Genomic DNA, 13,439 nt, shown 5'->3' on the forward strand with positions numbered 1-13,439 from the left:
TGGCAAAATAAAATAGCTCATCATGACTTCTGAAGGGAAAGGAGGACCTACGCCATGACAAATGAACAGAACGGAAAGGAAAAGCCTGAACCGGGGGAAGTTATCCGTTTAAGCCTAGACGAAAATCTTACTATCCTTAGAAAGTTATTTTCAGATACTCCGGATTTATTTATTCGAACCTTTACCATTAAACAGACCCAAGAGCAAGCAGCACTCCTCTTTATCGATGGGCTGAGCGACCAGCAAGCCATTAATAACGATGTCCTCCGTCCCCTTCAGGTTCCTACTGAAGCCGGTAAGCCCGGTGATGAGCTCATGATGAACGTAGGCCATATTGTAGAAGAGTCCTGCTGGTCTCAGATTGAAATATCGATTCTTCACGGGAGCAGCGTTCTGCTCGTCGATGGCAGAGACAAAGCCTATGCGCTAGGAACAGGCGGATGGCCGCAACGCGCGATTGAGGACCCGCAAATGGAGGCGTCACTAAAGGGCGCCCATCAAGGATTTGTTGAAACAAGCGGGCAAAATATTGCCATGATGCGTCGTTACATCCCTAACCGGGAGTTGAAGATGCGCCGTCTGATTGTCGGCCGTCGCGGGCAAACCAATGTCACACTCGTATATTTGGAAGATGTGATGAATCCAAAGCTTCTGCAATCCTTGGAGGAGAGAATTCAGAAAGTCGACGTTGACGTCATCTTAAATACGGGAGAGCTGTCGGAGCTAATCGAGGATAATCCCTACTCGCTTTTTCCTCAGTTCGTTTTAACAGAGCGGCCGGATTCTGCAGCATCGCAAATTTTGCAAGGCAGATGCGTCGTTATTGTTGACCGCTCCCCTAGCGCACTCGTAGCGCCTGTCAGCTTTTATTCTTATTTTCAAAGCATCGACGACTATAGCACAAGGTGGTCTATCGCTACCTTTCTACGGCTGCTGCGGTTATTTGCCTTTATTACTGCCGCATTTCTGCCTGCGTTCTTTATTGCCGTCACCTCTTTTCACATTGAAATCATACCTTTGAAACTTCTGATTACACTAGGGGATTCAAGAGGTCAAGTGCCGTTCCCTCCATTCGTAGAGGCGATAATAATGGAGATCACATTGGAGATGCTCCGCGAAGCTGGCGTACGGCTTCCGGCTCCCGTTGGGCAAACGGTTGGAATCGTAGGCGGTATCGTACTTGGACAAGCGGTCGTTCAAGCGGGGCTAATTAGCAACGTTATGGTCATCGTCGTCGCCTTCACCGCCATATCCTCGTTTATTTTGCCTAACTACGATATGGTCGCTGCGGTACGGTTGATTCGCTTTATTCTCATGGTACTGGCTTCCCTATTCGGATTCGTCGGAATCATCGTCGGTTTAATGACCATGATCGCTCACCTGTTAACGCTCAAATCGTTAGGCATGCCTTATGGCAGTCCGCTGGCGCCGGTCCGTTTCGCCGATTGGAAGGACACAATTATACGCGCTCCGCTTTGGTTGTTAAACAAAAGACCTACGGGCACGTTGGCTAAACAAGATACAACCCAAGCAAATGAAAAGCCGAAGGAGGGCAAACCTTGATCAATACCGAAAAAAATAGTATTACGTCCATGCAGTTTATTTTTATTATTTCCGGTATTCAGATCAGCGTAGCGGTTCTCTCTTTGCCAAGAAAGCTAGCGGAAGCAGCCGGTACTGACGGCTTGCTTGCCCTTCCACTCGGGTATTTACTTAATCTTCTATGCGGCTATATCATTATTATGGTCATGAGGAAAAGCTCGGAGAAAACGCTATTCGATACGGTTTCCAAAACAATGGGAACATGGGTCGGAAAAGGTTTTGCCCTGCTGATGGCTTTCTATTTCCTGCATTTGATGTATGACGGACTGGTTCGGGCTATCCTCATTGTTAAGACTTGGCTTATGCCGAACACACAAGGCTATGTCTTGTTGATTCTTCTGTTATTTCCTGCCTACAAGATCGCTTTAGGCGGCCCTCGTATACTAGGAAGATATGCCGAACTGGTAGCCGTTATCTCGTGCTGGCTGCCCTTCGTTTATTTATTCACCTTAAAATATGCTCACTGGCTAAACCTGCTGCCGCTCTTCAAGGACGGCTTCCTGCCTGTACTAACTGCTGTGAAAGCAACGATCTACCCCAGCCTTGGCATCATTGCGGTATTTATTTTTTACCCCTATTTGCAAAAAAAAGAAAAGGCTGTTAGCTCTCTAATTATATCGAATTCGATCACCATGTTTGTGTATATTTTCATTACAACGATATGCTTCGTTTATTATAGCCCGCATGAAAGCACGGTTTATAATGATCCGATCATCAGTATATTGAAAACGATTGAGTTTCGGTTTATCGAGCGAATCGAGATCCCGTTTATTTCCTTTTATCTTTTCGTATTTTCGTTAGTGTGGATTCCTTGCATGTATATTGCCTCCTTCTGCATGAGTTTGGTCTTTGGATTAAGCGACCACCGTTTACCGCTTCGCGTATTGGTCATTGTGCTTGCCATTGGTACTTTCTTCTACCTGCCGACCTATAATCAAAGCGATAAAATCGAATTATGGCTTGCCCGCTTCGGTTTTGGCATGGAGTATATTTTGCCGGGCCTGCTGCTCATTTATTTAACCCTATATAAACGACTTCACCGGAGGGCCGAATCATGAGACGGACGAAAACTTGCGTATGCGCTATCCTTGCCGCTGTTTGCCTCTTCGCTACCGCGTGCAGTGATCAATTATATTTAGAAAATGCGGCAACACCTCTCGCTCTTGGCATGGATTTGGACAAAAACGACAAGTTTCATTTTTACGGCACCGTCCCGGTTTTCAGCAAAAACATAAGAAAAAAAAGCCAGGAGATCGCCGGAACGGCCGAGTCTCTCCGTCAGTCAAGATCCTTTCAGGATGCTCAAACCGCTGGTACAATACAAGGTCGCAATTACCAGGTAATTTTGCTAGGCAGGCGTTTATTGCAGCATGACGATTGGTTCGCTATGCTCGACGTACTGTTTCGCGATGCAAGAAATACGATCACCGACCGGATGATTGCCGTAGATGGATCTGTGACGGATGTCATTTATTTAAACCCACCGGATCAGCCTCTTTTGCCGATTTTGCTGAGAGGGATGGTGGATACCAAAACGAAAAGATCTGAAACCTACTCCACTACTGCTCAAGAGCTGCACCGCCAATTTTTCGATAAAGGGGTCACTCCCTATATTGCCGAAATCAAAATCGTAAATAAACAAGTTCAATTAAAAGGCTCGGCTTTGCTGGATGCAAAGGGGAAATATGCGATGTCGTTAAATGCGCAAGAAACGATACTGCTCAATCTTTTGCAAAAGCAGGCTGATCCCGGCTACAGCCTGTCTTTTCACATTCCTGATAAACCGATTAAACCTCCTTTCGAAACCGACATGTTCAGCTTTACGGGAGGGAAACCAAAAACAAAAATCAAGACCGGTTATGAAAATGGGAAATTCAAATTTGACATCCATATCAAAACCAAAATCGGCCTCTCCGAGCATCTCTTTCCCTTTAATGTAGCACAAGATGCGAAGTCATTGGAGAAGCAGGCTTCTGCACTTATGGAGAAACAAATCGAGGAGCTAATTCAAAAAATGCAGAGGCATAAGGTAGATCCTATAGGCCTTGGCGTATATGCAAGAGCCAAGAAATATAAACAGTACATTAAGGTCGAAGAGGATTGGCCGGAGGCTTTCTCGCATGCTGAGGTAAATGTTAAAGTGAAGCTATCCATATCGGCTATGGGACCTGTGAAGTAATCCGAAATTAAACACAAAAAAGGCTACCGCCTTTATTAGACGGTAGCCTCTGTGCCTCGATGCCCTTACTCGACCTGTTTCGGTTGAAAACGCAGCTTATGCTCCCGAGTCTCTTCATCCTGGTAAGCTGCAGCGATGCCAGATTTGGAGATCGCAGCCTTGCTTACCTCCTTATACAAAAGAGTGGTATCCACTACTTTCGTGAACGGAAACGGATCCAGTTCAATGATATGCGGCCCCTTCCAATCGGCGAGCAAGGAGGTTTGCCCTGAACGATCGAACCAGTAAGGGAATCCTTTGGCAAACCACTCGTAATTTTGACGAGGTGTGCCCGGCTGCTCCATGCAAACAAATAAAGACAGCTCATCACATAGCAGCAGCGCCTTGGCATGTAGCTGAAGCAGCTTCACATCCAGCCCTAGCTGCTCAATAATTGAGCTCTGACGCGAGAATTCCCGTTCCACAAACGGAATCGTATCCTCGTTTCTGAATCTCTCGGCAAGCGTCGTATAGAGAATACTGCCAAGCAAGGCAGCATATTCACTTGTTTCCTGCACACGGTCCAACCCTTTGGAGTAAAAGGTAAACCTGATGTTTCCCGGGAAATCACGGAAAGAAAATGGGGCATTTGCTGCATCATTCCAAAGCGGAATCCGGTCGAGATCTATCCAACTGCTGTCGTGCTCATACGCGGCATAATCAAGCTTAGCTTTGAGCTCAGCGCTATGAAACAGCTCTCCTTGCCAAGCACTAACAAGATCGCCGGATATGCGCGCGTGATCATGCTGTGCAATGAGGATGAAAACATCTTCCTTCTCGTATACGATCATCGTTGTCCTCCTTCTCAGCGTGACACAAAATATGGGATCAGGCTTCTATTTTTTCCAGTTGATTATTTTGCGAATAGGCTTGTTCAATATCCTTATGCCGTGAAATGACGACATCCATCAAACATCTATATATGGTAGCCGCATATTCCGGGTCCAGCTCTTTACTGGCTGCCAACCGCGTAATCTTTTCAAATTGCTTCGATTCTCGGCTTGAGTCCTGTGCTGCAAGCTGATTCATTGCTTTATAGATACCCACTTCTTCCGTTAATTGAAACCGTTTTGCAAGCAAAGAAATGATCTCCTCGTCTAATTGATCAATCCCTTGCCTTAATCCATCTAGTTTGGAAGCTTCCATTACGCCTCTCCCTCATCTGTCAGTTTTCCTATTATTGTACCATTTCATCATCCCTAGTAGGTATGGTGAAATCGATTTTATTTGAATATTTTATTCATTTGAACGTAATACTCCGCTTCATTAAACGTCATCTGCGGCACTTTCTCCAGCCTTTCCACTTCAGAGCCAATTGCCTGATAGCCACCCAACAGATTCTGCCTCATACTCTGATCACAGCCAATTCTCCGCCAAATGATGAGATCTCCTTGTTTAGCAACCTCAGCTATGATTAATGTGCACCATAAATCGCAATCATCCGGACACATTAGGATCGGAATGGTTTCTATCCCTTTGGAGGATTGATATCTGCTTAGAAGGAATGACCTCTGTTCTAGATCATGGACCCAATTTAATAGAGTAGGAATGAGGCCAAGAACCTGTTTGTCAGGATAAACGCGATGGAGCAATACATCTAATGGAACATCGTCAATAACGATACCTAAATGCTCATCCGTGCAATACTCGCTTCTTAAAATTTTAACTTCAATACGATTCTCCGCCAATTTCGGTTCCCCAATCAGGAATAATTTTGTATAACCAGCGCATCATTTCGTCATAAAGTCTTGAAGCGACACTTTGATTTGGTCTGTCGTTTCAAATTATTGCGTTAATCCCCTCTTATGTCAAACATAACCAACTAACGAAACAAATCCTTTAGCCTAAAATAACTTATTTCAAAAAATAAAAAAGGCCAACCAGGCATGCTGGCTAACCTAATCATACGTATAGCAACCCCGTTCATGGATGACCGGGACCATTTTTTTCTTAGCGCACATTATTTATGCTGATGAGCTGGTTTCATCGTTGCATTCCTGATCTCTCTCCGCACGACAGGTGCAACCTTTGTGGCTAGCAGCTCGATCGAAGTCGCAACCTTCGAGAAGGGAATTCCGCCTATATCGAATTGTGCCATAAACCGGTGATGTCCAAAAATCTCATGCTGCGCCAAAATCTTCTCGATAATTTGCTCGGGACTTCCTACCGCAAGCGCATTGATTGGGCTGGCCAGTTGCTCGAAGCGCTCTCTGGTCAGTTGCTCGCCTCTGGCGTTTCCGCCCATGAAGTTTTCTAAATAATAGGCATAATAGGGATAATATTCATCCTTGGCCTGCTGTGTTGTGGACGCAATATAGCCATGGCTTGTAATCGCCACTTTCAACGACTTCTGATTATGACCTGCCTGCATGCCGGCTGACCTATATACGTCAACCAACGGCTTGAAATACGAAGGATCACCGCCAAGAATCGCAAGCGCCATACCCGTGCCTAGCGTACCCGCAAGCTCTGCGCTCTGAGGCGTACCGCCAACGCCAACCCATACAGGCAATCGCGGCTGCAGTGGACGAGGAGAGATCTCGGCATCTAGAAGCGCCGAGCGGTAGCTACCGCTCCAAGTCGTTTTATCCGCTTCGCCTAGCTCAAGCAGCAGCTTGATTTTTTCATTAAACAGCTGCTTATACTCACTAAGCTCATAGCCGAACAAAGGAAATGATTCCACATATGCTCCTCGTCCGGCAATAATCTCCGCCCGGCCATCGGATAGCAAGTCCAAGGTTGCAAAATCCTCAAATACCCTAACTGGATCGGAAGTTCCCAGCACTGTAGTCGCGCTAGTCAACCGAATGCGCTTGGTCGCTTGGGCAATCGCTGCCAATACGACAGGCGGAGAAGTTAGGACGAAGTCCAAACGATGATGCTCCCCAACGCCAAATAGATCAATACCCGCTTCGTCCGCCAGCTTCGCTGCCGCTACGATTTCTTTCATGCGGTCGCGTGCGCTAATGGCTTGACCGGTAACCGGATTCATGCTGAGATCTCCGAGCGTATAAATGCCAAATTCAAACGGCTCAACACACTCACCAGGCTGTGCAGTTTCTTTCTGTAATTCCTCTTTGATGATAAACACCGCTTTCATTGCTTTTATATGCAAAGACATCAAGTGTCTTTATTCAATTACTTAGTTACTTTACGTAAGTAATATTACATAAGTTATTAAGTTACGTCAAGTTAACGAGTATTCGATTTCCTTATTTCCCGGCACCTTAGCCTATACAAATAAGACTGACACAAGTTTCCTTGTATCAGCCTTTTCATTATAAACTAAATTGTGATTGTTCATAATAGGCAAGCACCTCGATAGCCTGTCTTGCCGTTATCCTTTAACTGCACCCTCGGCAATCCCATGCATGATGAAGCGTTGGAAAAATGAATAGATAATGATCACCGGAATCGCAGTCAGCACAAGCGCCGCCAGGATTAGCGACCATTCTTTGTTATATTCGCCGAACAGTGTATTCGTGGACAGGATTAACGTGTAATTGCTGGTATCCGTAAGCATAAGGAGCGGCAGCAAGAAGTCATTCCATATCCAAAGAAAATCAAGAATGGAGATCGTTACCGTAATCGGTACGAGCAGTGGAAAAATAATTTTGAAAAACGTTTGGTATTCATTACAGCCGTCAATTTGGGCAGCTTCTTCAAGCTCTCTAGGGATTGACTTAACAAATCCGTGGTAGAGGAAAATCGCCATGTTGACGCCAAGCCCAATGTATATGATTGCAAGCCCATACGTGCTGCCTTGAACGGACAAGGCTTTGGCCATTCTAGTCAATGGGATCATGATCGAATGAAACGGAACGAGCATGGAAGCAATAAACAAGAAGAAAATAAAACTGCTGATTTTTCCGCTCGTTCTGGAAAGCTTATAACCGGCCAATGCGGCGCAAAAAACAATCCCAGCGATTCCGATGACGGAAATGACAATCGAGTTCACCGTGCTGTTCAATAAATTAATTTGATTGAAAGCATCTGCATAGTTGTTGAAATGAAGCTTGGTTGGCAAAGAAATGAACGATTTAAACATTTCTCCCTGCGTTTTGAACGAGTTGATAATCGCAAGATAAATAGGAAAGAAAGAGATTGCCGCCCCGATAGACAGGATGACCGTAATCAGAATGGAGGATGCTTTGTTCTGCCTCATGCTTCCACCTCTCTTCTCTTCATCACTTGAATCTGAATAAACGTAAAGATCAGAATAATGATAAACAAAATGACCGATTTCGCGCTGGCATATCCGTAACGGAAATTATTGGAGAACGCTTCTTCGTAAATATTCATCGTAATAACCTGCGTGCTTCGGCCAGGGCCGCCGCCAGTCAAGCCATAAACGACTTCAAACACCTTGAAGGCGCCATTGAGAGTAAGGAAGAAACAAATGGTAATCGCATGGGTTATCATAGGCAGCGTTACATTTCGGAAGGTTTGGAATGCATTAGCGCCATCGATTCTGGCTGCTTCCTTCAAGCTTTGCGGCACGCCTTGCAGACCCGCTAAGTAAATGATCATCATGTAGCCGACACCGTTCCATAACGATACCGTCAGAATGGAGAAGAAGCTGACTTTCGGATCCCCAATCCAAGCTTGGTCCAGAAACGTCAATGCTGTTTTCTCTGCGAGCTGCGGCAGCACCTGTGCGAACACGAACGTCCACATAAATGCGCTGATAATGGTACTGATCATGTTCGGCATAAAGAAAATGGTCCGGAAGAAACCTTTCGTTTTGCGGCGTGATTCAATGAATACGGCCAACAGCAGCGCGAACACATTTTGCAGAACGACCATAAATACAACGTATTTTAACGTGAAAAGCAATGAACCCACAAAATCCGGGTCCTCGGTAAGCGCCTCGACAAAGTTGCCGAAGCCGATAAAGTCGTAGTTTCTGTTCAATCCGTTCCAATCGGTGAAGCTGTACACCATTCCGCTTATCGTCGGAATCAACAGGAAGACGGCATATAAAATAAATGCAGGCGCGACAAACGTAAACAGCGAGATGTATTTTTTATAGCTCTTGGTCGGCACAGTATCCGCCCCTCTCCTATGTGTCTCTATTGAAAAGGGATGAAGCGAAGAAGGATTTCCGTCTCCTCTTCATCCCGCTTGTTACCGTCTTACTTGTTTACTTTGTTATACGATTGCCATGCTTTATCGAGCGCTTTAAGAACGTCATCTTGGGACAATTGACCAGCGTAGTAAGCTTGAAGACCTTTACCCACCTCGTCTTTTACCGATTGAGGAATTTTAGGCTCTTGATAAGCTTTGCCTTCTTTGATGTACACCATCGCATCGTTGACCCAAGGGTAGCTGTCATACGTGTGAATGTTAGAAATCGGGTTGAATTTCAAGCTTTGGAAGAAATCATTTGAAGCTGTATCGTCGAGCACATAGTTAATGAAATCAAGCGCCACTTCTTTGTTTTTGGTCGTTTTGGATACCGCTAGGGAAGTGGAAGCGCCCATGTTGATCAGCGTTGCATCCGGATTGTCATTGATCGGCAACGGGGCTACGCCGAAATCCATGTTCGGATCATTTTTCAGAATCGTTTCTGCATACCAAGGACCTTGCAGCCACATTGCGCCTTTGCCAGCAGCAAAAGCAGCTGCGCCGTCATCTCCGCCGACCTCTGTAGCTTTGTCGGTTCCATTCGCGTTAATCAGGTCAAAGATGTCGAACATCGACTTCATTTCTGTAAAGGAACCTTCATCCTTGTTCATGCGTTCAACGAAATCTTTGTTGCCTGTTTCAATAAGCGCGCCAGCCGCGAGCGGAAGCAGCAATTGCGGTATCCAAGCTTCTTTATAAGAAAGCACGAAAGGCGTAATTTTGTTCGCTTTCAGCTTCTCAGTTACAGCTTTCATTTCCGTCAACGTTGTAGGAGGCGTAATGCCTTGTTCCGTGAAAATCTTTTTGTTGTACAAGTAACCCCATGAGATTGTCTCCAAAGGTACTGCAACAACTTTACCGTCATTTGTTGTAACGGCCGGCTTCACGCTGTCCAGCAATTTGCCGACGAAAGGCTGGTCGGACAAATCTTCGAGGTATCCTGCTTTATAATAAGAAGGAATCTCGTTCGTTGCATGCAGGGCGAAAATGTCAGGCGCATCATTGGATGCAAGCCGTGTTTTCAAAATTTGTGCCGCATTATCGGACGTTGGCATTTCCAGCTGCACAGAAACATCGATATTTTTATCCGCTTTTTCTTTCGCTACGAAAGCCGCGATATATTTATCGTATTGCTCCTTGAACCTTGGCTGGGCGATAAACATTTTGAGCTTAACGCTCTTCGCTTCTCCGCCGCCAGTCGAGCCGCCTTCATTATTGGTGCTGTTCGCATTGTTGCCGCAGCCTGCAAGCACGGTCGCTGCCAGAGCAGTGATCATCATACCTTTAACTATCTTTTTCATCTAAATTGACCTCCCAGAAGCTTGTTTTGTTTACGCTTTCATTGTAGCTAATTTTTGAAAGCGTTTAATTGGACAGAATTAGACTCTTTGCTTGGACAATTTTAAACCTCGCTATTTTTCCTCATTTCACCTGGCGCAATGCCAAAATGCTTCTTGAATACGCGGTAAAAATACGTAATATCCTCATATCCCGCCATTTCTGCGATCGTTTTGATCGGTATGCTCTCATCGAGCAGCCAATCCTTCGCCTTCACCATCCGCAGATGGAGCATATAATCCGTGACGTTGCGACCGAACTCCTGCTTAAACATTTTGCTCAGATATTCTTTGCTTACAAAAAAAGCCCTTGCCAGCTGCTCCAGCGTTACCGGCTCTGCATAATGCTCCTCCATATACAGCTTGACCTCATCCAGATTCAATTTGTTTTTGAATTTCCGGTGCTGAATAAGCTGCTCCAGCATGTTTGTATACCGCCCTCTCAGAAAGGCTTCTGTATTGGCGCATGACTCTATGGCTTCCTGTCCGTAATCCGCATGCAGCGCCTCGCTTTCTTGCGAGTTAGCCTTCATGAGCTCCTTCAGCAGAAGCAGCAGCTCTTGCGCGACCTGGTCGAGCATCGCCGGCTTCGTCACGCCATTGCTCTCGAGTTCCCTCATCATATGGCCAAGTGTTGCCGTTACGCCTTCAAGGTTGAGATCGTTATAATGGGATCTAACCAGCTGCTTGAAGGTGGCGAGCGAATAAGACAAGTCCAGTGATAAGGGACTTCGTTCGTTCTGGGCAGCTTCCAATACCCGCTTGCAATTTTGCAGTGCGTTATTTAGCTCCTTAGGATCAACTGGCTTCAATAAATAATCAACCGCTTTATACCGAATTGCATGCTTTGCATACTGAAAATCATCATACCCGCTAATGACGACAGTTTTGATATGCTGATGCTGTTCATTCAACATTTGCAGCAGCTGGACGCCGTCAGTGCCGGGCATGCGCATATCTGTAATGACGATTTGGGGCTGGAGTTGTTCAATTAATTGGAGCGCCTCTTGGCCATCTTCCGCTTCCCCTATAATTTGCATTCCGAGCTCATTCCATTCACCAAACGCTTTAATAATATCTCTTGTCCAGCTCTCATCGTCCACGATTAATACCTTAATCATGAAGCTCACCTCCTCGTTCCATCGGAATAATTACCGTTACCGTCGTTCCTTTGTTAAGCTCACTCTCCATAGCAATACCGAAGGAAGCGCCAAAATGCATTTGAATGCGGGTCGCTACGTTCTGAATTCCGATACGGTTCCCATGCGTCCATAGTTGCCCTGTCTGGTTATGAAGCCGTTTCTGCAGGCTCGTAAGCTTAGCCTCGCTCATCCCAACACCATTATCGCTAATTTGAATTTTTACCGTTTCCTGTTCGCAATTAATCCTGATTTGAAGATGCCAATCGCCTGATTTATTTTCCAATCCATGCATAAACGCATTTTCTACGATAGGCTGCAATGTCAGCTTTGGAATCCGGCAAATCATCGCAGTCTCATCTATATCGATTGAAAAGGTTAGCCTAGAGGAGAATCGCTGCTTCTGAATAAGCAAATAATTGTTCAAATGATCCATCTCTGCCTTTAACGTGGCTAGGTCATTCGGGTCACGAATGACATATCGGAACATATCGCTTAATGAGCGAATGATCTCGTAGCTCTCGATCGGTTTTTTGGTAAAAAGCATGCTGCCGATCATTTGGAGCGTGTTTTGCAGAAAATGAGGATTAATCTGAGCTTGCAGCGCTTTTAGCTCCGCCGTCTTCTTCTCGAGGTTCATGCTGTATTCCGTTTTAATATGCTCTCTTATGCGGTAGGACATGTTGTAGAGCTTTGTCTCAAGCAAGCCGATCTCGTCTACGCGAGTAGTTTGCGGCAGTTCCGTTTCTTTAATAAGACCTAATCCTTGCATCGATCTCGCCAGCGTCACGATTGGGGTCGCCGTCCGCCATGCTAATAGCGTGGCAACAACTATCGACAATACAATCGTAATCGCTCCAATAATAAGCCCAAAATGCATCGTTGACTGGGAGCTTTTGTTAATGAAGCTGGTCGGAATGATCGTGACCAGCTTCAGCCCTACCGATTCAATGGAATTATAGAAGACATATTCCTTGGGCATACGGAAGTACCCTTGCCCTTCACCGGTTTTCTGCACCATGGCCATCACCTCATCCGACGGCTTCTCTCCAAAAGGCTGGTACAGGATATCTCCGTCTTCACCAGCAATTAAAACTTTGTGCTCTTCTCCCCTCCCGATCAAATCCAACGTTTGATCCAGCATCGACCATTTAATTTTCAACGAAATACCTCCGAGCTTGTCCCGGTTTTCGAATCGGTTAATGCTGCGGATGAGTTGAAATTCCCCACTGGCAGCCTGCGATCTTATAATCAGGTCCTTCTGCTGCTCTACCAGCTGCTTGTATGGTTCCGGAATGGTCAGTGGCGTCTCCAGATCATACTGAAAAGAGCTAATCGTAAACAGCTTGCGCGGCTCGCTTAAATAAAGCTCGACGCCGGTGACTTGGTTGCCTGCGGAATAAAACAAATTGCTGAGCGTGTCCATAATGTTTTTTTGAGCAGCGAACTGGTTATAGATGGTAGACCCTTCCGTACTCGCCAAATAGTCGTTTAGATGAGGGCTAATGAGTACGGTATAGATCATATTGTTAAGCAGAGTAAACTGATCGCCCAAATATATGCCCGTCCATTTCATATTGGAAAGATTCGTGCTGATGACCTCCTCCTCCATGGACTTGCGGTTGTTTTCGGTGGCGAGCACAGTAACCGCCACGATCGGAATGACGGACAAAAAGATCATCGTAAATATCAATTTATTGCGAATGCTTCTCCGGAATGGATCAGTGACTATTCTTATAAGCCTCTCAAGCATCAGATCGGCCACCCCCTGCTTCTCTTCTAGTTGATAGGATATCCGGGATTGTAACTTTAAATCGACGCCCACACGCAAAAAACTAACACCCGTTGTCCCAGCAGGCGTTAGTTCGTTTACTTCTGCCGTCCCGTGTGGAATGACAGCTATATAGGGGCATCATAGGTTGAAAGCTGACGCCGCAGGTATCGCCTTTTCCCTGTGCAGCTGCAGCGTTCGATCCCCATTGTATCCGTTTCAGCTCTTTTCTTGCAAATCCTGTT

At 45.7% G+C, this 13,439-nt stretch carries 12 protein-coding genes; 3 read left to right on the forward strand and 9 right to left on the reverse strand.

What is annotated here, in order from left to right; all coding sequences use genetic code 11:
• Nucleotides 1–54 precede the first annotated feature (54 nt).
• Genes FJQ58_RS06080 through FJQ58_RS06090 form a run of 3 tightly spaced genes read left to right on the forward strand, consistent with a single transcriptional unit; the run spans nucleotide 55 to nucleotide 3,781 of the window.
• Nucleotides 55–1,563, forward strand: a complete 1,509-nt coding sequence (locus FJQ58_RS06080) for a spore germination protein (protein ID WP_139991539.1) — start codon at nucleotides 55–57, stop codon at nucleotides 1,561–1,563.
• Nucleotides 1,560–2,660 carry a GerAB/ArcD/ProY family transporter gene (locus tag FJQ58_RS06085; protein WP_139991540.1) on the forward strand — a complete coding sequence of 367 codons (1,101 nt, stop codon included), beginning with the start codon at nucleotides 1,560–1,562 and terminating at the stop codon, nucleotides 2,658–2,660. Before FJQ58_RS06080 ends, FJQ58_RS06085 begins: the two co-directional genes overlap by 4 nt.
• Nucleotides 2,657–3,781 (forward strand): Ger(x)C family spore germination protein, encoded by a 1,125-nt coding sequence (locus FJQ58_RS06090; RefSeq protein WP_139991541.1) that lies wholly within the window; start codon nucleotides 2,657–2,659, stop codon nucleotides 3,779–3,781. Before FJQ58_RS06085 ends, FJQ58_RS06090 begins: the two co-directional genes overlap by 4 nt.
• Nucleotides 3,782–3,846: 65 nt before the next feature.
• Here the strand turns inward: FJQ58_RS06090 and FJQ58_RS06095 are convergent, their stop codons facing one another.
• The 9 genes from FJQ58_RS06095 to FJQ58_RS06135 form a co-directional block, all read right to left on the reverse strand.
• Nucleotides 3,847–4,611: a DUF3891 family protein gene (locus tag FJQ58_RS06095; protein WP_139991542.1), complete on the reverse strand. Its 765-nt coding sequence runs from the start codon at nucleotides 4,609–4,611 to the stop codon at nucleotides 3,847–3,849.
• Nucleotides 4,612–4,648: 37 nt separating this feature from the next.
• Entirely contained in the window at nucleotides 4,649–4,966 is a 318-nt protein-coding gene (locus FJQ58_RS06100; protein WP_139991543.1) for a chorismate mutase, read from the reverse strand.
• A gap of 77 nt (nucleotides 4,967–5,043) precedes the next feature.
• A complete protein-coding gene (locus FJQ58_RS06105) occupies nucleotides 5,044–5,508 on the reverse strand; it encodes a hypothetical protein (protein ID WP_139991544.1) in 465 nt (154 codons plus the stop codon).
• Between the two features lie 272 nt (nucleotides 5,509–5,780).
• Nucleotides 5,781–6,812, reverse strand: coding sequence for an LLM class flavin-dependent oxidoreductase (locus tag FJQ58_RS06110; protein ID WP_238403846.1), 1,032 nt, complete (start codon nucleotides 6,810–6,812; stop codon nucleotides 5,781–5,783).
• A gap of 345 nt (nucleotides 6,813–7,157) precedes the next feature.
• Complete coding sequence (locus tag FJQ58_RS06115; protein WP_139991545.1) at nucleotides 7,158–7,985, reverse strand: carbohydrate ABC transporter permease; 828 nt, start codon at nucleotides 7,983–7,985, stop codon at nucleotides 7,158–7,160.
• Nucleotides 7,982–8,866: a carbohydrate ABC transporter permease gene (locus FJQ58_RS06120; protein ID WP_139991546.1), complete on the reverse strand. Its 885-nt coding sequence runs from the start codon at nucleotides 8,864–8,866 to the stop codon at nucleotides 7,982–7,984. Before FJQ58_RS06120 ends, FJQ58_RS06115 begins: the two co-directional genes overlap by 4 nt.
• A gap of 89 nt (nucleotides 8,867–8,955) precedes the next feature.
• Nucleotides 8,956–10,248: an ABC transporter substrate-binding protein gene (locus tag FJQ58_RS06125; protein WP_139991547.1), complete on the reverse strand. Its 1,293-nt coding sequence runs from the start codon at nucleotides 10,246–10,248 to the stop codon at nucleotides 8,956–8,958.
• A 101-nt stretch (nucleotides 10,249–10,349) separates the two neighbouring features.
• A complete protein-coding gene (locus tag FJQ58_RS06130) occupies nucleotides 10,350–11,405 on the reverse strand; it encodes a response regulator transcription factor (RefSeq protein ID WP_139991548.1) in 1,056 nt (351 codons plus the stop codon).
• Nucleotides 11,398–13,176, reverse strand: coding sequence for a sensor histidine kinase (locus tag FJQ58_RS06135; RefSeq protein WP_139991549.1), 1,779 nt, complete (start codon nucleotides 13,174–13,176; stop codon nucleotides 11,398–11,400). The genes FJQ58_RS06130 and FJQ58_RS06135 overlap by 8 nt, the downstream gene beginning before the upstream one ends.
• Nucleotides 13,177–13,439 lie beyond the last annotated feature (263 nt).

Origin of the sequence: Paenibacillus paridis, assembly GCF_006345825.1 — a bacterium.
Lineage (GTDB): Bacteria > Bacillota > Bacilli > Paenibacillales > Paenibacillaceae > Pristimantibacillus > Pristimantibacillus paridis.